Source organism: Nocardia sp. FBN12 (assembly GCF_050320175.1).
Taxonomy (GTDB): domain Bacteria; phylum Actinomycetota; class Actinomycetes; order Mycobacteriales; family Mycobacteriaceae; genus Nocardia.
This window is the reverse complement of record NZ_CP190048.1, coordinates 6,299,977-6,321,404: the sequence shown is the minus strand read 5'-3', so window position 1 is coordinate 6,321,404 and position 21,428 is coordinate 6,299,977. Positions and strand designations below refer to the sequence as shown.

The window sequence follows — 21,428 nt, the reverse complement described above, 5'->3', positions numbered from 1 at the left end:
AAATGCCTACGCGCGTGATTCCGCGGCGACCGCCTGCCGGCGGGTGATGAGCCAGCCGACGAGTGCGGCGAGCGGGAACATCAGCACGCCGTACACCGCGGCGGGGATGGCCATCTCGGTGCTGTCGAGGACGCTGATCGCGATGGTGATGGCGATCGTGCTGTTGTGGATGCCGACCTCGAACGAGCAGGCGATGGCCTGGCGGTCGGCGACGCCGAGCAGGCGCGGCAGGTAGTAGCCGGCCGACAGGCTGATCAGGCAGAACACGACGGTGATGGCGCCGACGTCGGCGAGTGAGTCGGCCAGCGTGTCGCGCTCGCTGACGATGGTGCCGACGATCACCAGCAGCAGCGTGATCGCCGAGCCGATCCGCACCGGCTTGTCCATCCGGTCCGCGAACGCGGCCGACCAGCGGCGCACCAGCATGCCGAGACCGACCGGAACCAGCACGATCGCGAACACCTGGATCACCTTGCTCAGCTGCAAGCCGACGGAGCCGTCCTCGCCGGCCGGCTCGAAGTAGCCGATGGCGAAGTTCGTCACCAGCGGCACGGTGACGACGGCGATGATCGAATTGACCGCGGTGAGTGACACATTCAGCGCCACGTCACCCCGGAACAGGTGGCTGAACAGGTTCGCGGTGGTCCCACCCGGCGAGGCGGCGAGCAGCATCATGCCGACCGCCAGGATCGGCGACAGATCGAACAGCAGCACCAGCCCGAACGCGACCACTGGTAGCACCAGCAATTGACAGGCCAGCGCGATGGCGACGATGCGTGGGGTCTTCGCGATGCGGGCGAAGTCGGCGCCGGTGAGCGAGAGCCCGAGGCCGAACATGATCACCGCCAGCGCCAACGGCAGACCGACTGATACCAGTGGAGAGTTCATAGCCACACACTTCTCGTCGAACATTCCGAGCCGAGGTCTCGACTCCGTTGAGACGCGCTGGTCTCAATCTCGAAGAATAGCCAGCTGTAACGCGCGTCGCAGCGGAATCGGCAAAGGATTACCGCACCGTCGCGGCGGCCTCCGGGGTGGCGTGACTGCCGGTGCACAGCTCGTGGACGAAGCGCATCTTCTCCAGCACCCGCTCGGGCAGCACGAAGGGGTACAGATCGTCATGGCCCATTGAGCGGTTGACCATGTTCAGCGACCAGGTCAGCGGCAGCCAGAGTTCGATGATCTTGTCGAACCCGGCGCGACCGATCTGCGGGCGGTCGAGGGTCGCGCCCGCGGGGGCGAGGCCGAAGGCGGCCGCGGTGTCGAGGGTGTCGCGGATGTGCAGGTAGTGGGCGAAGGTCTCGGCCCAGTCCTCCGCGGCGTGCATGGTGGCGTAGGAGGAGACGTAGTCGCGTTTCCAGCCACTGGGCGCGCCCTGGGAGTAGTGGCGGTCCAGTGCTGCCTGGTAGTCGGCGAACGGATCACCGAACAGATCGCGGAAACGTTGCAGCGCAGCGTCATCGGCGACCAGGACGGGGAAGTAGTAGTGCCCGGTCTCGTGCCGGAAATGGCCGAGCAGCGTGCGATAGGGCTCGGCCATCTCCTTGCGTAATTGCTCACGATGCGGGTCGTCGGCTTCGGCCAGGTCGAGGGTGACCACGCCGTCCATATGACCGGTGAGCACGCCCTTCGTGCGGCTGGACAGCAGGTCGAAGGCCAGGCCGTGCTCGGGATCTTCGTCGCGGCCCACGATCGGCAGGCCGAGTTCGACGAGTTCGAAGATCAATCGGCGTTTGGCTGCCTCCGCCTCGGCGAACGCGGCGAGGCCGTCGGTATCGGAATCGTTGGGCCTGGTCCGGGTCAGCTTGCACGACACACACAGCGCAGGACCGGAAGCATCACCGTCGACGAGCCAATTACATTGCGCCACATGGAGGTTGTCGCACAGGCGGAAGCGGTCACCGTCGACGACGCCGGCCGCGTGATCGACCGCCGCGTCGCCCGGTGGATCGCCGATGACCACCAGCGCGCGCTCGGTGAGGCTGAAACCCAGTGCGCTGCGGCACGATAGGCAGACCGAGTTCTCGAACGCCAGCTGCTGGCCGCAATTCGGACAGACGAAATCACGCACGGACTACACCTCCACCGGGGCTACGTCGACCGACACCTTGATCGTGGACTGCTTCGCATCGGTGTAAATGATGCCACGGAGCGGCGGAACATCCTGGTAATCGCGGCCCCACGCCACTGTCACGTAGCGCTCGTCGGCGAACTGGTCGTTGGTGGGGTCGAAGGCGATCCAGCGGCCGGTGCGGTCGGTGTCGTCGGTGCCGGGCAGCCACACCGCGGCCCAGGCGTGGGTGGCGTCGACGCCGACCATGCGCTCCTTGCCCGGGGGCGGGTCGGTGGCGAGGTAGCCCGAGACGTAGCGCGCGGCCAGGCCCTGGGAACGCAGGCAGGCCGCGCCGATCCGGGCGAAGTCCTGGCAGACGCCTTCCCGGGCGGCGAACACATCGGCCACGCTGGTGCTCACGGTGGTGGAGCCCGAACGGTACTGGAAGTCGTTGTGAATGCGGGTGTTCAGCTCGGTGACGGCTTCGAGTAGCGGCCGGTTCGGCGGGAAACTCGCTGCGGCATAGTCGATGACATCAGCGGTGATCTCGGGTGGGAGCAGGTCGAGCGTGAACTCGACGGCGAGCGGGCCGGTGCCGATGGTGGGACGCGCTGCCTCCCAGGCCAGGTCGGCGCCCGGCATCGCTTCCGGGTGTTCGCCGTCGACGTCGACCAGGGATTCGCCGGTGACCTCCAGGTTGCGGTGTTCGGCGGTCACGTGGAAGTACGTCGTGGTGTTGCCGTAGACGTCGGTGCCCACCGAGCGGTCCGAGGGCACCGGGTCGATGTAGATCTCGTGCTCGAGCAGGCGCTGACCTGGGAATTCGCGCGGGGTGAGGTATGCGCGACCGTAGGAGCTGGTCACCTCGTCGGAGTAGCTGTAGGTGGTGCGGTGCACCACCATGTATCGCCGTGTCATCCGACCAGCCTGGTGTTGCCCCAGAGCGGCTGAATGCCCAGCGGGACAGTGAGTTTGGTGGCTTCGAACGATTCGGCCAGCTTGCGCAGTCGCAAGTGCACCCCCTCCAGCAGTTCCACCAGTTCGGTCCGTACGCCGTCGTCGTCGGTGTGTTCCAGGTCGGCCGGGTCGACGCGGCGCAGCATGCGCTGGGCATCGGCGAGCAGACGCTCCGAACGCGAGGCACCCGCTCCACCCGGCAGTGCCTGGAAGTCGGCCTCGAGACGGTCGAGCTGATAGACCAGCGACCGCGGATTGCCCGGGTCGAACAGCAGCAGTCCCGCCAACGCGGCCACGTGCGCCGAACCACGGTGGCGGCGACGGTAACTCACCGCCGACTCGGTCGCGGCGAGCACGGCGTCAGCGACAACTCCCTGTACCTCGGCCGAACTCCGCCGTCCCAGCGCGGCATTGATCAGCGACGTGACGGCGAGCCCACGCTCGATCCGTTTGCCGATATCCATCACGTACCAGCCGGTGTCGCGTACCAGCGACTCGGCGCCGATCCCCGACAGCGACAGCAACGCCGCCAGCGTCAGCGAATGCACCGCCGACAGCGCCGTCTCCTGTTCGCTTCGCGCACTGCGGAATTCGGCCAGCGCGCGATCGACAGCACCCACGATCATCCAGGTGTCACCGGACAGCTGATCACGCACCGCCCGCGCGGCGGACCCGTAATGATCCACCGCGTACGACAACGACCCGGCCAACTCCCGATCCCCGGTCAACGCGGCGAGATAGTGGAACCCCTCGGCCGAAGCGCCCGCCACCGCCCGCCGCGGGGCGACCCCGTCCTGCCCACTGGAATCCATTGCGCGATGGGTGAACTGGCCCTGTGCCTGCCGCGACCGCGCGAGCACCGGCTCGGATTCCGGCTCGGGCACCGGCTCCGACCCGCGGTCAGGCGTGACACCGGTGGTGCGCAGCGCCCGAGCCAGCGCACTGGTCCCCGCCCGTTCCCAAGGCGCCTCCGCCTCATCCTCGGAGTCGACTTCTACCTCATCGGCACCGGACCGATCCGGCCCCGCCGAGCGCCCCTGCCCTGCAGACTCACCCTGCCCTGCAGACTCACCCTGCCCTGCAGACTCACCCTGCCCTGCAGACTCACCCTGCCCTGCAGACTGGGCCTGCCCGGCCGACTGGCCCGGCCCCACGGACCGCCCCTGACCTGCAGACTGGGTCTGCCCGACAGACTGACCCGCTGACTGACTCTGCCCCGCCAGCTGTGCCGTCGTTGGATCGGCTGGCGAGTCCTGATGCACTGCGCCCGTTGATGCTTCGTCGCCCGACGAGGAGCGCGAGGGCTGGTCGAGCTCCGCATCGCGCGTTCGGCCGTCGGAATGGGTCGTCGAATCATCGTGCTCCGCAGCGGGATTCGAATGTCCGGTGGCAGCGGCACCGCCTGGTCGCACGGCCACCAGCTGACCGGTTCCATTGGGCAGCACCGATTGTGGCGCGACCGTGCCCGTGGTGATCGACAGGGCGCGCATGAGGATCGGCAATGCCTCGGCGCCGTCGAGCCAGGGTCGGTAGCGGTAGTCCTGGTAGACGTCGTGGGTGGCGGCGAGCAGGCGGACCACCGACTCGGCGCGTTCGCTGTAGCGGCCCATCCAGAACAGGTCGTTGAGCACGCGCGGGGAGCTGATCGCCTCGACGACCGGCACCGCCCTGCGCAAGCGTTCCTCGTGCGGCGCTTCGGAACTCGCCGCGGGCACGGTGGCCGGGGCGGCGCGGACCCACACGTCCTTGGCGGCCACCTTGATCACGCTGCGGGTCGGTTCCAGGCGCATGCGCTGCTGGCCGAGTCCGCCCGACATCGCCGTGTAGCCGCCCCGCCTGGCCAGCGAGAACAACCGCATGCCGACCGGGGCCGGCGCCAGCCCCGCCGGACCGTCGACCGCGGGCGCGACCGAGAACTCGGCCGGCTCCTGGCCGACCCACTTCCACCGCTCGACCTCGATGCGGGCGGCGAGGTCGGCGCGTTCAGCCGCCGACAGGCTGGGTCCGAAGATCGTCGAGCCGTCGACGGCGGAGCGAATCACCAGGTCACCGACGTGCGACACCAGATGCGCGCGCTCGGTGCCGTCGCCGCCCCAGTAGGTGGGGGTGGCGTCGAGCAGCAGGTCCTCGCCGAGCACCGAGCGGGCGATGCGCGGCAGGAACGGACTCAGCGCGGGCGATTCCAGCAGCCCGCTGCCGAGGGTGTTGACCACTGTCACCGCCCCGCGACGCAGCACCTCGACCAGCCCCACCACCCCGAGCCGCGAATCGGGTCGCAGATCCAGTGGGTCGGAGAACTCGGCGTCGACGCGGCGCAACACCACATCCACCCGCTCCAAACTGCCGAGCGAGCGCATCCACAGCGCACCGTCGCGCACCACCAGATCGGAGCTCTCCACCAGCGGAAAGCCGAGCATCTGCGCGAGATAAGCCTGGTCGAAGGCAGTTTCGGAATGCGAGCCCGGGCTGAGCACGACAACGACCGGCTCTTCCCCATCGGCCAGCTCGGGGGCGGCCTCCTCGAGCATCAACCGCATGGCCCGCGCGAACGGGCTCAGCGGTCGCGGCCCCGCGTGCTCGAAAGCTTCGGGAATGGCGGCGGCGACAACGCGACGATCGGCCAGGGCGTACCCGGCGCCCGAGGGAGCCTGCGCCCAGTCGGCCAGCACCCGGAACTGCCCGTCGCTCCACCGGCTGATATCGCAGGCATGCAGGAACAGCTGATGGGTGCCGGGGATCGTGATGCCGTGCGCGGCCCGCACATACCCGGTATTGCCGAACACCACCTCCGGCGGCAGCAGGCCCGAGCTCAGCAGCCTGCGTGGGCCGTACACATCGGTGAGCACCTCGTCGAGTACCAGCGAGCGCTGCACCAGCCCGGATTCCAGCCGGGTCCAGTCCTCGGCGGACACCAGCAGCGGAATCGGGTCGAGGCGCCAAGGTTGCGGGATCGCGGTGTCGTCATCGCCGCCGAGACCGACCTCGGTGTAGGTGACACCGTCATCCTCGATCTGCCTGCGCACCCGGTGATCGATCCGGTCGATCCCGCCGACCCCCTGATCGATGAAGTCGGCCGAGAGCTCCGACCACATCGACCGCACCCGCCCGCGCCCGTCGACCAACTCGTCGTAGTACCCCGTGGTCGGCCTACCGCACTCGTCGAAGCGCGCACCCGCCACACTGTCAGCCCGATACCGCGCGAACTGCTCGGCAACCTGAGCGCGCACGCCCGACCCCTGCCGATTCCCGTCCCTGAGCGCTTCATCGCGCTGAGCCACCGAGCCTCCTGTTATTTTTGCGGCTGGCGCCGCGGGGTTTTGTGGCCCCGTTTGTCCCGATTCTTCCCTCCTCCGGTCAGTCGCTTCGCTCCCTCCCTCCGTCAGTCCAGAATCGGGACGGCCGCAAAACCCAGAGCAACCGACTTCCTGCGACTACCGCACCTGGTCGGCTCGCGCGCGGCCGGCCGACAGCGATCGCGCCCGGTGACTGTTCAATGGCCCCACACTGTTCGCGCGCGGCGTAGGTCCAGGATGCCTGGTGCTCCGACATCGGTCGACTGTGCCGCGATCTTCGCACGGAGTTCGGCGGGATCCATCGGGTTCACCGTATGGCCGGCGGCCTCGAAACGGCGATTGCGGCGCGACTGGGCGGCGACGGCGTTGACGGGGGCGTCGTCGTAGGCGCGGCCGCCGGGGTGCACGACGTGATAGGTGCAGCCGCCACGGGAGATGCCGGTCGCGACGTCTACCAGGTCGAATACCAAGGGGGCATCGACGGTGATCGAGGGGTGCAGGGAGTTCGGTGGCTGCCAGGCGCGGTAGCGCACGCCTGCCACCTGCACGTCGGATTTGTCGGTGGCCAGTAGCGGGACGGGCATGCCGTTGCAGGTCAGGGCGTAGCGGCCGCGGTCGGCGCCGACCAGGCGCACCTGCAGGCGTTCCACCGAGGAGTCGACGTAGCGGGCGGTGCCCTGCCCGGTGGTTTGTTCGCCGAGGGTGAGCCACGGTTCGATCGCGCCGCGCAGTTCCAGCTCCGCCTCACCGATCATCGCGGTACCGATACGGGGGAAACGGAATTCGGTGAAGGGATCGAGCCAGGCGGTGTCGAAGTCGACGCCCGCCGCGCGCAGATCGGCGGCGACTTCGGCGATGTCGTTCATCAGGAAGTGCGGCAGCAGATAGCGGCCGTGCAGGTTGGCCCCGTGGCGGATCAGCGGCGCCCGCAGCGGCTTGTCCCAGAACATCGCGACCAGGCCGCGCACCAGCAACGACTGCACCATCGCCATCTGGAAATGCGGTGGCATCTCGAACCCGCGCAGCTCGAGCAGTCCGAGCCGGCCACGCGCGGAGTCGGGGCTGTACAGCTTGTCGATGCAGAACTCGGCGCGGTGGGTGTTGCCGGTGAGGTCGGTGAGCAGATGCCGCAGCGCGCGGTCGATATGCCAAGGGGCCGAACGGATTTCGTACGGCGTTGGCCCGGCGGCTTGTTCGGCGGTGAGCCTGGCGACCTCGGCGAAGGCGATCTCGAGTTCGTAGAGCGCGCCTTCGCGACCCTCGTCCGCGCGCGGGGCCTGCGAGGTCGGACCCACGAAACGACCCGCGAACAGGTACGACAGCGCGGGATGGCGCTGCCAGTAGGTGAGCATGGAGACCAGCAGATCGGGGCGGCGCAGCATCGGCGAACGCGCCGGGGTCACCCCGCCGAGGGTGATGTGGTTACCGCCGCCGGTGCCGCCGTGCGTGCCGTCCACGTCGAAGGACTCGGTGCTCAGCCGGGCGAGTCTGGCCTGTTCGTAGAGGGTGTTGAGCACCTCCGCCTGCTCGGCGAACGAGCTGGTCGGCATGATGTTCACCTCGATCACGCCGGGGTCGGGCGTCACCGAAAAGGTTTGCAGCCGTGCGTCACTCGGCGGCGCGTAACCCTCGAGCACCACCGGCTGCCCGATCGCCACCGCCGCGGCCTCGACCTTGGCGATCAGGTCGAGGAAGTCGTCGAGCTCGGCGACCGGCGGCAGGAACACATGCAGCCGCCCCTGCCTGACCTCGGCGACCAAGGCGGTAGTCGGCGTGAAATCGGCCGCCTCGACCGCGGCGGGCGGCTCGGCCCGGTCCGCGCGCAACGGTTGCTGGTAGAGCGGGTCGCTGTCGGGCAGGATCGGCGGCGCGTGCCAGGACACCGAGCCGATCGGAAGGCGAAGTCCCGCAGGCGAATCGCCATCGGCCAGCACAATCCGGCCACGACCGTCCGCACCGCGCCCGCGCCGCAGCTGCCAATCGGCGCTGGCCCACCCCGCGCCATCGGCGCGCCGGTGAATCGGCAACACGTACGCCGACGGCTGATCGACCGACTCCTCCAGACTCTCGAGCAATACCCGCCGCACCTCGGGCGAGTCCTCGGCCGGGTCGATATCGGCGGGCGGCGGATCGCCGTACGGCGCACTGACTGTCGCCGCCAACCGCGCCAACGGATCCTCGAACGCGGGCCGCACCTGCCCATCCGGCAGTCCGAGGGTGCCCGCGATCTCCGCGATCAATGCCTTGGCCGCCCCGATGCCCGCGGCGGGTGGCCGGTCGGTGACGACCCCGGCAGCCGAGTTGGTCGGCTGCGAGCGAGTCAGCTGAATGGGCGGGAACGCCGACCGCGGGGCATTCCCGTCCTCCTTCTTTCCTCGAAGCTTCTTCTTACCCAGGACTTTTCGTAGTTCTTCCTTTGCCTTCTCGGCGGCCTTGGCAGTCTTCTTCGCTTCCTTCTTCGACTCGTCGGCCTTCTTCGGCTCCTCGGCCTTCTTCGCCGGGCGAACATCGCCACCCGCATCGGCGCAGGCCTGCTGAATCTCCGCGGCGCGGCGATGTTCGGCGGCGACCAACTCGACCGGCTCGTCGATCAGCACCGGCCCGTCGTCGAACTCCACGACCTCGACAGCAGGCGCTGCCGCTTCGGCGAGATCGTCGGCGCCGTCGACTTTCTCGAGCAGATCGACACCGCCCGTTTCGCGGTTCCCACGAACATCGTCATCCTCGGCGAGCCCCAGCGCGATAACCACGGCAGCGACATCGTCACCGCCGATTCGACGACGCGCGTCGAAGACGGCCACCATGCCGACCGGGTCGGCGACGACCTTGGCGGCGGGGATGCGCGCACCGAGCACCGCCTCGGCCGATCCGGGCACGTCGTCGGCAGCCTCTTCACTGGGCTCGTCCGCCGGCCCCAACGCGACCACCGTGGTCGCGACCTCGGCACCGGCGGGCGCGTATCCGTTCGGGTGACCGGTCCCCGCCGCTTCGGCGACAACCGGTTTCACCGGCGTGTGCCGCGCAACCGGCGTCCACGGATCGGTGAGCAGATCCTGACGCTGCCAGATCGGCTCACCATCGGCCCGCCACGCGATCGCGATCTCCCAGCGGGGCAGGGGTTCACCGGGATACCACTTGCCCTGGCGATACTGCACGATGCCGGTCGGCGCGTAGATCGCGCGGAGGCGGTCGGCGAGGTCGACGGCGCGCTCACGTTTGTGCCGACCGTCGGCGTCGGTGGTCCATTGCGCGCTGATCTGGTCGTCGATGGAGACGAACGTCGGCTCGCCGCCCATGGTGAGGCCCACCTCGGCGGCGGCCATCCGCGCGTCGATCGCCGCACCGGAAGCGACGATGCGTTCCCACTGAGAATCGGTGTAGGGCAGCGTGACTCGCGGGTCCTCGTGGATGCGCCGAACCACATTGCTGAAATCCAGGGTGGCCTCGGTGATCCCGGTCGCCCCGGTGATCGGCGCGGCGGCGCCGGGATGCGGGGTGGCGGCGAGCGGAATGTGGCCTTCGCCGGCGAACAGCCCGGACGTCGGGTCCATGCCAACCCAGCCCGCACCGGGCAGATATACCTCGGTCCAGGCGTGCAGATCGGTGAAATCGGCGGTCGGACCCGACGGGCCGTCCAGCGACGGCACGTCCGAGGTGAGCTGGACCAGGTAGCCGGAGACGAAACGCGCGGCCAACCCCAGCTCACGCAGCACGCCGACCAGCAACCACGCCGAGTCGCGGCAGGATCCGAGCGCGGTACGCAGCGTGTGATCGGGCGTCTGCACACCCGCCTCCATGCGCACGGTGTAGTCGACCGCGTTGCGCAGCGCGTAATTGAGTTCGACGAGATAGTCGATGGCCCGGATGCGGCTCTGCGGCCGGTGCGCCCGCGCCCAGTCGCGCAGCAGCTCGCCCGGCCCGCTGCCCGGCTCCGCCTCGTCGACACGCCGCAGATACGGCGCGAGATCCTCGGCCAGCGCGGTCTCGTACTCGAACGGGAAGAACTCGGCGTAATCCTCGATGAAGAAGTCGAACGGGTTGACCACCTCGAGGTCGGCGATCAACCCCACGGTGATCGACAATTCCTTGGTCGGATTCGGAAACACCAGGCGCGCAACGAAATTGCCGAACGCGTCCTGCTGCCAGTTGACGAAGTGGTCGGCCGGGGACACCTCGAGGGAATACGCCTCGATCGGAGTCCGCGAATGCGGCGCCGGACGTAACCGCACCTCATGCGGATGCACCTCGACGAGCCGATCGAAGGAGTATGCCGTGCGGTGCTCGAGTGACACCTTGATGCCCATTCACCAAGTGGACCACACACCACCGACACCGCGCGGGCCGACGAAAGCGGAGTTTCCCGACCGGCCGCCCTTTCGAAACACCGCGGTAATAGCTCGACACCGACGACCCGCATCGATGGCCGCCTGCGCCGCTCCCCGTAGGGTTGACCCCGTGAGCTACGACCACATCCTCTTGCCGTCCGGCGTCGCCAGCTCCGTCGACGAGATCGACGCGTATCTGGCCGCCCAGGAGGGCGTCACCGAGTCCGAACCGATCGCCGAGATCGCGGCCGAGCTGAACGCGCGCAACGCCGAACTGCCGGTGGACGACTCGTTCCTCAGCGTCGAATCCGTCGGCGGTCCCAGCGGCGACACGCTCTACATCCCCTCGCCGTACGACGCCATCGGCTTCGTCCGCAACCTGCTCTTCGACCTCGCCACCCCCCGCGGCTATGCCGTCTACGATCCGCAGCTGAGCTGGCTGATCGACCCGGCAGGCCACATCCCGGTCAACGTCACCCACGGCGGCGCGGGCGAATTCCCTTATATCACCGAGGAATTGGCGCACCAGTGGGTCACCGGACTCGCCGCTCCCAACCCGTACCTGATCGTCGAGCAGGGCGAACAGCAGTACATCCAGACCTACCGCGACCCGAGCGGCCCGTACACCCTCGAATACCGCGACGGCGCCCCCGACCGGCACTTCGGCACCACCCTCGACGACCCGGCGCAGGTCGCCCGGATCATCTGGGACTGGGCCAACGGCAAGCCCGCCGCCGGCGACGGCGTCACCTGGACCCGCGTCGAACTCTGATTCCGAGGTGGCCGGCGGCGACCGACGCCACCGGCCTGCCAGTGCTACAACGTCCGCCGACCGGACAGCGCGCGCCCGAGGGTCAGTTCGTCGGCGAATTCCAGGTCGCCACCCATCGGCAGCCCTGAGGCCAACCGCGTGACGGTGAGCCCGGGGAAATCGCGCAGCATCCGCACCAGGTAGGTGGCCGTCGCCTCGCCCTCGGTATTCGGGTCGGTCGCGATGATCACCTCGCTCACATCGATGCCGTCCTCTTGATTGCCGATGCGGGTGAGCAGCTCCCTGATCCGCAACTGATCGGGCCCGACGCCGCTGAGCGGATCGAGCGCACCGCCGAGCACGTGGTAGCGACCACGGAACTCGCGGGTGCGCTCGATCGCCTGCACATCCTTTGGTTCCTCGACTACACAGATCATCGTGCGGTCGCGGCGTGGGTCGGCGCAGATCCGGCACAGCTCACCATCGGCGACGGTGCCGCACGACACGCAGAACTGCACGCCGTCGCGCACCTTCTGCAGGGCGGCCTGCAGCCGGTCGATATCCGGCGGCTCCACCGCCAGCAGATGAAAAGCGATGCGCTGTGCGCTCTTCGGACCGACGCCGGGCAGTTTGCCCAGCTCGTCGATCAGATCCTGAACCGGCCCCTCATACATCAGAAGTCGGGCAGACCGGGCATCGAGCCGCCGCCGAGACCCTGCGACAGCGGGCCGAGGCGCTCGGCCGCGAGCTGCTGCGCGTTGGCCATCGCGTCGTTGATCGCACCGATGACCAGGTCCTGCAGACCGTCGACATCGGCCGGATCGACCACCTTCGGGTCGATCGTCAGCGCGATCACCTCGCCGCTGACCTTGATCGTCGCCTGCACCAGACCGCCGCCGGCTTGCCCGGCCACCTCGGTCTCGGCGAGCTCGGCCTGCGCCTGCATCACTGCCTGCTGCATCTGCTGTGCCTGGGCAAGCAGTGCCTGCATATCGAACTGACCATCACCGGGTTGCACTGAACACTCCTGTGTTTGTCTGCGGCCGGGGCCGCTGGGTTTTCGGCCATGGAGGCCTCGCACCCGAGGGACGATACTGCGCCTTCGGCGTTCCGTCTCGCCCCTCGGGTGCGAGGCGGCCGAAAACCGTCGGGGTGCGTTGGGTGCGGGGATCGGGCGCGTGAGATTGTCAGTTTAGTCGTGGGATTCGGTCGCCTCCGGTATGGCTCCGCTACGCGTTCGGGCATACGATCAAGACCGATCGGGCAATGATTCAGCAATCTCCAGGAGATCCCATGAATGCATCCCGTGCGCGGCTGATGTCCACGTCAGCCCTGTGCGCCGCTGTCGCCAGCCTGCTTCTTCACTCACCCGCCGTCGTATCGGCCGACCCCGTGGCCGGAATCGCCGACTACGGCAACGGCTGCCTTGTCGATCCGGGCAATCGGGCGGCGACCGTCGATTCGCTGCGCTTCCGGTGCGGTGTCGCCCAGCAGGACCAGATCTACCGCGACGCGCAGGCGGGCGCGATCGCGACGGGCCTCACCAACGGCTGGGTGACCCGTCCGCCGCAACTCGAAGCGACCGCACCGGCGCTGTGGATCGGCAAGGTGTTCCGTACCGGGCCCGACGGCGGCTCGCTGACCAACCGGGTCACCGGCGCCGGGATCGAGGCGTTCCCGGCCGATGTCTATCGAGCACCGTCGGTTCTCGACGGCGCGCCTGCCTGGGCGCTGAACTACGCGCCGTCACCCACCCCGCAGGTCTACGACGAGATCCGCGAGATCACCCCCGGCGTCTGGTTCGGTTACTCGTGGTGGCGCGAGGGCTCGTGGCCGCTACTCGCCGCGTTCGTGCTGACGCCCGCGTAATCGATTGTTGACTCTCCACCTGCTGGAGGGTGTTCTCTGGACGTCATGACAGCAACCGTGGCGATCGGCGAGTTCGCCCGCCTCACCCATCTGAGCGTCAAGACGCTGCGGTATTACCACGAGATCGAGCTCCTCGAACCGGCCGCGATAGACGCGGGCACCGGCTACCGCCGATATTCCACCGACCAGGCGGAACGGGCGCATCTGATCCGGCGCCTGCGAGATCTGGACATGCCGCTCCCGGAGATCCGCACCGTGCTCGCCGCCGCCGACCCCGCCGAGCGCGACACCGCGCTGCGGACGCATCTGACCAGGATGGAGGCGGCGCTGGATCGCACCCGCGAGGTGGTGGTCTCGCTGCGCGCCCTGCTCACCGCGCCGCCACCACCGATCGAGGTCGACTACCGGATCGAGCCCGCGTTCACCGCGCTCACGGTCACCGACCAGGTCGAGCACAACGCCATCGCCGATTGGTGCGGCACGGCGTTCGAGCAGCTGTACATGATCCTGCTCGAAGCCGGTGTCGACCCGGGAGGTGTTGCGGGCGCGACCTATTCCAACGAGTTCTTCACCGAAGACAACGGCGCGGTCACCGCGTACGTGCCGTTGCCGCCCGGGGCCGAATTCATCCCCACCCGCGGCTTCACCGTCGTCGACTTCCCTGCCCGCCACTTCGCCGTGGCCGTGCACGAGGGCCCGTTCGAAGACTTCGACCGCACCTACGGCGCCCTCGGCAGCCACGTCGCCGAGCGCGGCGCCGCACTGCCCGACGAGCCGGTCCGCGAGCGCTACCTCGTCGGCCCGGAAATCACCGATAACCCGGCCGCCTACCGCACCGAAGTGTGCTGGCCGATCACCGAAGGAGACATCTGATGACCATCGCCCTGGCGAATGTGACGATCGACTGCGACAACGCCGCCAGCCTGGCCGCGTTCTACGCCGAACTGATGGACACGACCGTCGATCCGGAAGCATCGGAGTTCTTCGCGACCGTCGGCAAATCCGCAGGCACAACCCCGCTGCTGATGTTCATCAAGGTCCCGGACAAGACCCCCGGTAAAAACGTCGTTCACCTGGATTTCGCCTCGGCACAGTCCCCGGACTACATCGAGCGCGCAATCAGCTTGGGCGCCAAGCACATCGCCGACTTCGACGAGTACGGCGGCCAGTGGACAACCCTCGCCGATCCCGAAGGAAACCTCTTCGACATCGGCAAGGCCTGACCTGCACGGACCGGGATTTCAGACCAGTTCGCGCGAGAGGTTGCCCAGCACCTCGGCCTGGATCTTCTTCAGGCCGAGCGGGGCGAAGATGCCCTCGAAGATGCCCGAGATGCCACCCGCACCCTTCCAGGTGGTCTCGACGGTGACCTTCGAGCCGGCGCCGTCCGGGGTGACGGTCCAGGTGTTGACCATGGTGGAGTTGGCGTCGCGCTCGGTGAGGACCGAATCCGCCACCGTCACCGTCGCGCGCACGTTGCGGGTGCGCTTCTCGGTGGCCTGCAGCGTCCACTCCACCACAGTGCCCGCGCCCTGACCGCCCTCGACAACCTTGTAGTCGCGGTAATGCGCGGAAAGAATGCGCGGCCGGATCGTTTCGTAGTCGCCGATCGCCGCGAGTGTGCGCTGCGGATCCGCGGCGACGACGATCGAACTGCTGGCACTGACCTGTCCCACTGTTGACTCCTTGCTAGAGGTTCGACCGGGTTACATCCTGCCCTGTGCCCGACCGGATCTCCCGACCAGGTTGGGGCGAGCGGGAAACATGTGCGTGACATTTTTCCGCGGCGCGCAAGTATCCAGTGGCTCGGCGGTCGGGGTCGTACTAGCGTCAAAGGGGTGGCAGTGAGTCTTTTGGGTAGGGCTGGTCACGAACCGGCCGCACGTGAGTCCGGATATGCCGCGCATCGAGCGGGCGTGGAGCGACTGCTGGAAAGCTATCGCGCCATCCCACCCGGTGCCGTCGTCCGACTGGCGAAGAAGACATCGAACTTGTTCCGGGCCAGGGCGGCAACCACCGCGCCCGGCCTCGACGTGTCCGGCCTCGGGCAGGTGATCGCGGTAGACCCGCAGGCCCGCACGGCCGACGTCGCGGGCATGACCACCTATGAGGACCTCGTCGCGGCAACCCTCCCCTACGGGCTGGCGCCGCTGGTGGTTCCCCAGCTCAAGACCATCACCCTGGGCGGCGCGGTGACCGGCCTCGGCATCGAATCGACCTCGTTCCGCAATGGTCTACCCCACGAATCCGTGCTGGAAATGGACATTTTGACCGGTTCGGGCGAGATCGTCACCGCGAGGCCGACGGGCGAGCACGCCGACCTGTTCCACGGGTTCCCCAACTCCTACGGCACGCTCGGGTACTCCGTCCGGCTCAAGATCGAGCTCGAACCCGTGCTGCCGTTCGTGGAACTGCGGCACGTGCGCTTCCACGACCTGCGCGAACTGGAAGCCGAACTCGATCGGATCGTCGTGGAACGCCGCTACGAAGACGAAGTGGTCGACTACATCGACGGCGTGGTGTTCACCGCAGACGAGAGCTACCTGACCCTGGGCCGCAAGACCGACGAGCCGGGCCAGGTCAGCGACTACACCGGCATGGATATCTTCTACCGCTCCCTGCAGCACGCCGACGGCGTGAAACGAGACCGGCTGACCATCCACGACTACCTGTGGCGCTGGGATACCGACTGGTTCTGGTGCTCGCGCGCGTTCGGCGCCCAGAACCCGAAGATCCGCAGGCTCTGGCCGAAATCGCGGCGCCGCAGCAGTTTCTACTGGAAATTGGTCGCGCTCGACCGCAAGTACCACTTCGACGACCGCAGGCAGGCCCGCAAGGGCAACCCGCCGCAGGAACGCGTCGTACAGGACATCGAAGTACCGGTGCAACACACCGCCGACTTCGTCGAATGGTTCCTGCGGGAAATACCGATCGAGCCGATCTGGTTATGCCCATTGCGCTTGCGTGCGACCGATGACGCGCCGGCGGCGGACGGTGCGCGTCCGTGGCCGCTGTACCCGCTCGAACCACAGCGCACCTACGTCAATGTCGGATTCTGGTCGGCGGTGCCGACCAAGCGAGGTCAACCGGAAGGGGCGGCCAACCGCGCCATCGAGAAGATCGTGTCCGCGTTCGACGGGCACAAGTCGCTCTACTCGGACTCCTACTACGACGAGGCCGAGTTCGCCGAGCTCTACGGCGGCGACACCTATACCGAACTGAAGACCCGTTACGACCCGGGCCAACGACTGCTGAATCTGTATTCGAAGGCGGTGCAACGCAAGTGACGACATTCAAGGACCGATCCGAGGTATTGGCCGAGCTGGGGACCAGGCTCAACATTGCCGAGGTCGTCGAAAGCCTCGTAGACGGCGAGATCCCCGTCCGCGTGACCGCTTACGACGGCAGCGCGACCGGCCCCGAGGACGCGCCCTACACCCTCGACATCAAGACCCCACGCGGCATCAACTACCTCGCAGGCGCCCCGGGTGACCTCGGCATGGCACGCGCCTACATCGCGGGCGACATGGCCGCCGGTGGGGTGCACCCCGGCGACCCGTACGACATCTTGAAAGCCATGCAGGACATGCAGTTCCATCGTCCTTCGGCACTGTCACTGGTCACCATCGCCCGCTCGCTCGGCTGGGAGCGGCTCAAGCCGATCGCACCCCCGCCACAGGAGACGCTGCCGCGGTGGCGCCGGATCGCGCTGGAAGGCTTGCGCCACTCCAAGACTCGCGATGCCGAGGCGATCCATCACCACTACGACGTCTCCAACAAGTTCTACGAGTACGTCCTCGGCTCGTCGATGACCTACACCTGCGCGGTGTACGGCGACGAGGACTGGACGCTCGAACAGGCACAGGAGAACAAGTACCGCCTGATCTTCGAGAAGCTGCGGCTGAAGGAAGGCGACCGGCTGCTCGACATCGGCTGCGGCTGGGGCGGCATGGTCCGCTACGCCGCGAGCCGCGGCGTGCAGGTGATCGGCGCGACGTTATCGGCCGAACAGGCCGCCTGGGCCCAGCAGAAGATCGCCGAGGAAGGCCTCGGTGCACTGGCCGAGGTCAGGCACAGCGACTACCGCGACATCCCCGAGGGCGAGTTCGACGCGGTCTCCTCGATCGGCCTCACCGAGCACATCGGTGTGCACAACTACCCGTTCTACTTCGGCTACATCAAAGACAAGCTGCGGGTGGGCGGCCTGTTCCTCAATCACTGCATCACCCGCCACGACAACACCCGCACCACCAAGGCGGGCGACTTCATCGACCGCTACGTCTTCCCTGATGGTGAGCTGATCGGCTCCGGCCGCATCATCTCCGATATCCAGAACGTCGGCCTCGAAGTGCTGCACGAGGAGAACCTGCGCGAGCACTACGCGCTCACGCTGCACGAATGGTGCAAGAACCTGGTCTCCAACTGGGACGAGGCCGTCGCCGAGGTCGGCGAGGGCACTGCGAAGGTGTGGGGCCTGTACATGGCGGGCTGCCGACTCGGCTTCCAGCGCAACGTGATCCAGCTGCACCACGTCCTCGGCGTGAAGCTGGATTCGAACGGCGCCTGGGATGTCCCGCTGCGCCCGTGGTGGCAGCCCTAGACTGCGCTGCTCAGGCCAGTAACTCGTCGAGGAAGTGACCGGGTAGATCCTGCAGGATGGGATGCTCCTGCCCGTCATGGGATTGCGTGCGCAGCACGTGCAGCAGGCCGACCACACCCGGCCCCGCGTCCAGCAGCGGCCGGGTCCAGCCGAGTTCGGCGCAGGTGCGCAGAACCGGCAGCACCAGCCCGGTCGCTTCCCCGACCCACCCGGCCGACGCCAGGCACTCCGCGAGCAGCAGGGTCGCGTCCAATTCGGCACGGGGACGGGACTGTTCGAGCATTTTCGCGTAGATCACCCTGGCATGGCGGGCGGCGCGGTCATCGGCGCGCAGCCGCTGTTCGGCCAGCAGAATTCGGATATCGGCGATGGCGCGCGCCTCGGTGATCAGCGCGGCGGCGCCCTTCTTGCGCCGTGCGCCGTTACCCGAGGCATCGGGGATGAATTTGTCGTCGCCCGTGGGCAATCCGAGCCTGGACCGTTCGGCCCGCACATGGGCATCCAGGCGCGCCAGCCCGTTCTCCGCGGCCACTCGCGCGCCTTCGTCGAGGCGGGCCGAGGCCGTGTACTGGTCGCCGAGCGCGGCCTTCACCCTGGCGCCGACCACGAAGGTCGCGATCAGGAAGTCGACGGGGCCGACCCGGGTGACCAGCTCGTGGCTCTCGTCGAGCAGCCGATCGGCCAACGCCAGATCACCTCGGCGATAAGCCACTTCCCCGAGCAGAGCGGCGGCGATGCGGGCGGCGTCCGAACGCGGCCCCGCCCGGTCCCGTGCCGTCTCGTAGGCCTGCTCGAAACAGGTGGTGGCGGTGCCGATATCGAGTTGCTCGTAGGCGGCATCGCCCTGCGCGCAGAGACCGAACACCGGACCGAGCGGGTCCTTCGACTGTGCGTGATAGTCCGCGGCCCAGTCCTGGAGCTCGGTCACCGCGTCGAAGTCGAACTCACAGAGCCGAACGAACGACATCAAGTTGGCGGCGGTCGACACGGTCCAAGCGGGCAGGTCGCCGGGTTCTTCCAGGAGGGCGGTCAGGCTGTCGGCCACCTCGGCGGTGTCATCATGGGCTATCCGGTCAGCCGCATCCAGAACGGTTGCCACACATCGCTGTTCGGTCAGTTCGGGCGCGCCGGGCGCGCTGCGGGCCAGCAGGTTCGAGAGCCTGCCGAGCGCACTGCGGGCGGTCCCGGTCTGCTGCATGTTCATATTCGCCCTGGCTACCGCCATCAACAGCTTCGAGCGTGAAGTCACCTGCTGCACAGGAAGTTTCGACACACTGCCGAGCAGCGTGGCGAGCCGGGAACCGTCGATCAGGTCCATGCCGCCGCTTTCGAGCAGATCGGCGGCGAGCTTGAGATCGGTCGCGGCCAGCGCGTGGTCCACCGACTTGCGGAGCAGCTGATGCTCGGCGTACCAGCGAGCTGCCCTGCGGTGCAGCAGTTTCGAGCGTCCGGGATGCTCGCGGTCGAGCCGGGCGCGCAGATGCTCGGCGAACAGTGGTTGCATCCGGTACCACTCCGGATCGTGCTGGATCCGGTGCAGGAAGAGCTCACGCTGTTCGGCCTGTTCCAGCATCGCGGCACCGTCGGTGACGTCGGCGAGCAGCCCGGCCAGGGAGCCGTTCACCCGCTCGACCACCGAGATCGCCATCAGGAACTCCAGTTGCTCCGGCGCCAGCGCGTCGAGCACGTTCTCGGCCAGGTACTCCCGCATTCCGTGCCCACCCTCGGCGAGCGAACTCAGCAGCTGGGCCGGATCGGCCTTCCCGCGCAGTGTCAGGCTCACCAGCTGGATCGCGGCGGGCCAGCCGTCGGTCGCCGTGTGGATCTGCTCGACCTGCTCATCGGTGAGCGCGAAACCGTTGCGCTCCACCAGGATCTGCCGGGTCTCCGATTCGGTGAGCCGCAGCGCGGCGGCATCCAGCTCCACCAGTTCGTCGCGCACCCGCAACCGGCTGATCGGCAGGCCGGACTGATCGCGACTGGTGATAACGAACCGCACGTGGTGGCAGCCGTTGTCGAGCAGAGTCGCCATCGCGCGCTGCACGCCGGGGTCGCGCACCCGGTGCCAGTCGTCCACCACCACGACCACCGGTCGCCCGCTGGCGTGGATCTCATCGATCAGGGTGGCGATCACGTAGGCGACCGCGTCGGCGGCACGCTCCTCCAGCACCTGTTCGAGGCCTGCGCCGACGTCGGGGCGCACCCGGCGGATGGCCTCGATGAGGTGGGCGAGGAACCAGATCTCGCTGTCGTCGGCCTGGTCGACGCCGAGCCAGGCGACCGGAATATCGCGGGTGGCCAGGTCCGCGCGCCACTGGGTGGCGACGGTGCTCTTGCCGAATCCGGCGGGCGCGTGGATCAGGGCGAGCCGGCGCTCGCCACCCGCGCGCAGCACGTCGAGCAGGCGCTGGCGGGGGAAGGGTTCGCGGGCGGGCGTCGGCGGGCGGAATTTGGTGGCCGCGGTCGGCGGCAGGGTGCCGGTGCTCGTGCTCGGCATGGGCACCGAGGCGCCCGCGGGCTGCAGGGTCAGCGGCCAACTGCGGCGGCCGGTGACCGATTTCAGGACCTCCGGTGCGGCGTCGGTGGTCTCCGCGGAGTCGAGCAACGCCATTTCGTCGGGCATCTGGCCGTGGGCGCGCTGGACATCGCGCAGCTGTTCGCCGAATTCGTAGGCCGAGGACGGACGGTCGGGCGGGTCCGGCGCCATAGCCCGCTCGATCACCCCGGCCACGTCGCCGGGGATGTCCTGGGCGCGCAGGTCGGGGACGTGCTGGGTGGTGATCCGCAGGAACTGGGCGACCACCTTCTCCCCGGCGTGGCGTTCGAAGGCGGCATGCCCGGTGAGCAGCGCGAACAGGGTCGCGCCGAGACCATAGATATCAGACCGCACGGTCGGTTCTTCGCCCTTGAGCACTTCCGGCGCGGTGAACGCGGGCGACCCGGTGATCAGGCTGCTCGACGTCTGAAAACCGCCGGGGATGCGGGCGATGCCGAAGTCGGTGAGTTGCGGTTCGCCATAGCCGCTGATCAGCACGTTCGCCGGTTTCACATCCCGGTGCAGGATCCCCGCCCGATGCGCCGACTCGATCGCCGCCGCCAGCTTCACCCCCGCCCGCAAGGTATCCGACCAGGTCAGCGGGCCGCGATCGTGAATGAGCCGTTCGAGTGAGCCGCGCGAACAGTACGGCATCACGATCAGCGGCAGCCCGGTCTCGGTCACGTCGACCTGCAGGATGTCGACGATATTCGGGTGCCCCGACAGCCTGCCCATCGCCTGTTCCTCGCGCAGGAACCGTTCGCGGCTCTCCACGTCGATCTCCGAGGACAGCACCTTCACCGCGACCACCCGATCCAGCGCCGGCTGCAAAGCTCGATACACGACACCGAACCCGCCGCGCCCGATCTCCTTGGCCCCCGTGAGCCCCATGACGTCCAGCTCCGCGATCACAGCCTCGTCGGGCTCCCCCGGCGCCTTCGTCCGCTGTGTATCCAGACCCACCGGTGCCGCTTCGGCTAGCCCGCGCTGCAATCGCGTCGGCTCCGGATCCATGTGACCACCTCTCACAAACTCGGCGTCACC

15 protein-coding genes are annotated in these 21,428 nt (G+C 68.1%); 6 read left to right on the top strand and 9 right to left on the bottom strand.

Annotated elements, in window-relative coordinates; translation table 11 throughout:
* Positions 1-6: 6 nt before the first annotated feature.
* The 5 genes from ACQHI0_RS29770 to ACQHI0_RS29750 form a co-directional block, all read right to left on the bottom strand.
* The gene (locus ACQHI0_RS29770) at positions 7-888 is read right to left on the bottom strand and encodes a bile acid:sodium symporter family protein (RefSeq protein ID WP_427905065.1); all 882 of its coding nucleotides are present in this window, start codon (positions 886-888) and stop codon (positions 7-9) included.
* A 118-nt stretch (positions 889-1,006) separates the two neighbouring features.
* Positions 1,007-2,071, bottom strand: a complete 1,065-nt coding sequence (locus ACQHI0_RS29765) for a zinc-binding metallopeptidase family protein (protein ID WP_427905064.1) — start codon at positions 2,069-2,071, stop codon at positions 1,007-1,009.
* 3 nt (positions 2,072-2,074) lie between these two features.
* The gene (locus ACQHI0_RS29760; protein WP_427905063.1) at positions 2,075-2,971 is read right to left on the bottom strand and encodes a transglutaminase family protein; all 897 of its coding nucleotides are present in this window, start codon (positions 2,969-2,971) and stop codon (positions 2,075-2,077) included.
* Entirely contained in the window at positions 2,968-6,288 is a 3,321-nt protein-coding gene (locus ACQHI0_RS29755; RefSeq protein ID WP_427905062.1) for a circularly permuted type 2 ATP-grasp protein, read from the bottom strand. The genes ACQHI0_RS29760 and ACQHI0_RS29755 overlap by 4 nt, the downstream gene beginning before the upstream one ends.
* Before the next feature lie 212 nt (positions 6,289-6,500).
* A complete protein-coding gene (locus ACQHI0_RS29750) occupies positions 6,501-10,607 on the bottom strand; it encodes a transglutaminase family protein (RefSeq protein ID WP_427905061.1) in 4,107 nt (1,368 codons plus the stop codon).
* 151 nt (positions 10,608-10,758) lie between these two features.
* Here ACQHI0_RS29750 and ACQHI0_RS29745 point away from each other — a divergent pair, with 151 nt between their 5' ends.
* Complete coding sequence (locus ACQHI0_RS29745) at positions 10,759-11,400, top strand: hypothetical protein (RefSeq protein ID WP_427905060.1); 642 nt, start codon at positions 10,759-10,761, stop codon at positions 11,398-11,400.
* Positions 11,401-11,444: 44 nt separating this feature from the next.
* Here the strand turns inward: ACQHI0_RS29745 and recR are convergent, their stop codons facing one another.
* Together recR and ACQHI0_RS29735 are read right to left on the bottom strand one after the other, a co-directional pair.
* Positions 11,445-12,053 (bottom strand): recombination mediator RecR, encoded by a 609-nt coding sequence (recR, locus tag ACQHI0_RS29740; protein WP_067454499.1) that lies wholly within the window; start codon positions 12,051-12,053, stop codon positions 11,445-11,447.
* Entirely contained in the window at positions 12,053-12,370 is a 318-nt protein-coding gene (locus ACQHI0_RS29735; RefSeq protein WP_427909349.1) for a YbaB/EbfC family nucleoid-associated protein, read from the bottom strand. The genes recR and ACQHI0_RS29735 overlap by 1 nt, the downstream gene beginning before the upstream one ends.
* 302 nt (positions 12,371-12,672) lie before the next feature.
* Here ACQHI0_RS29735 and ACQHI0_RS29730 point away from each other — a divergent pair, with 302 nt between their 5' ends.
* Genes ACQHI0_RS29730 through ACQHI0_RS29720 form a run of 3 tightly spaced genes read left to right on the top strand, consistent with a single transcriptional unit; the run spans position 12,673 to position 14,471 of the window.
* Positions 12,673-13,248, top strand: a complete 576-nt coding sequence (locus tag ACQHI0_RS29730; protein ID WP_427905059.1) for a hypothetical protein — start codon at positions 12,673-12,675, stop codon at positions 13,246-13,248.
* A gap of 45 nt (positions 13,249-13,293) precedes the next feature.
* Positions 13,294-14,121, top strand: coding sequence for a MerR family transcriptional regulator (locus ACQHI0_RS29725; protein WP_427905058.1), 828 nt, complete (start codon positions 13,294-13,296; stop codon positions 14,119-14,121).
* The gene (locus tag ACQHI0_RS29720) at positions 14,121-14,471 is read left to right on the top strand and encodes a VOC family protein (protein ID WP_427905057.1); all 351 of its coding nucleotides are present in this window, start codon (positions 14,121-14,123) and stop codon (positions 14,469-14,471) included. The genes ACQHI0_RS29725 and ACQHI0_RS29720 overlap by 1 nt, the downstream gene beginning before the upstream one ends.
* An 18-nt stretch (positions 14,472-14,489) precedes the next feature.
* Here ACQHI0_RS29720 and ACQHI0_RS29715 read toward each other — a convergent pair whose 3' ends face one another.
* On the bottom strand, positions 14,490-14,924 hold the full coding sequence (locus ACQHI0_RS29715) for an SRPBCC family protein (RefSeq protein WP_427905056.1): 435 nt from the start codon (positions 14,922-14,924) through the stop codon (positions 14,490-14,492).
* A 168-nt stretch (positions 14,925-15,092) separates the two neighbouring features.
* Here ACQHI0_RS29715 and ACQHI0_RS29710 point away from each other — a divergent pair, with 168 nt between their 5' ends.
* Entirely contained in the window at positions 15,093-16,535 is a 1,443-nt protein-coding gene (locus ACQHI0_RS29710; RefSeq protein WP_427905055.1) for an FAD-binding oxidoreductase, read from the top strand.
* Positions 16,532-17,848 carry a class I SAM-dependent methyltransferase gene (locus tag ACQHI0_RS29705; RefSeq protein ID WP_427905054.1) on the top strand — a complete coding sequence of 439 codons (1,317 nt, stop codon included), beginning with the start codon at positions 16,532-16,534 and terminating at the stop codon, positions 17,846-17,848. The genes ACQHI0_RS29710 and ACQHI0_RS29705 overlap by 4 nt, the downstream gene beginning before the upstream one ends.
* Before the next feature lie 10 nt (positions 17,849-17,858).
* On the opposite strand, the gene ACQHI0_RS29700 is transcribed toward ACQHI0_RS29705, so the two are convergent.
* Entirely contained in the window at positions 17,859-21,398 is a 3,540-nt protein-coding gene (locus ACQHI0_RS29700; protein ID WP_427905053.1) for a protein kinase domain-containing protein, read from the bottom strand.
* Positions 21,399-21,428 lie beyond the last annotated feature (30 nt).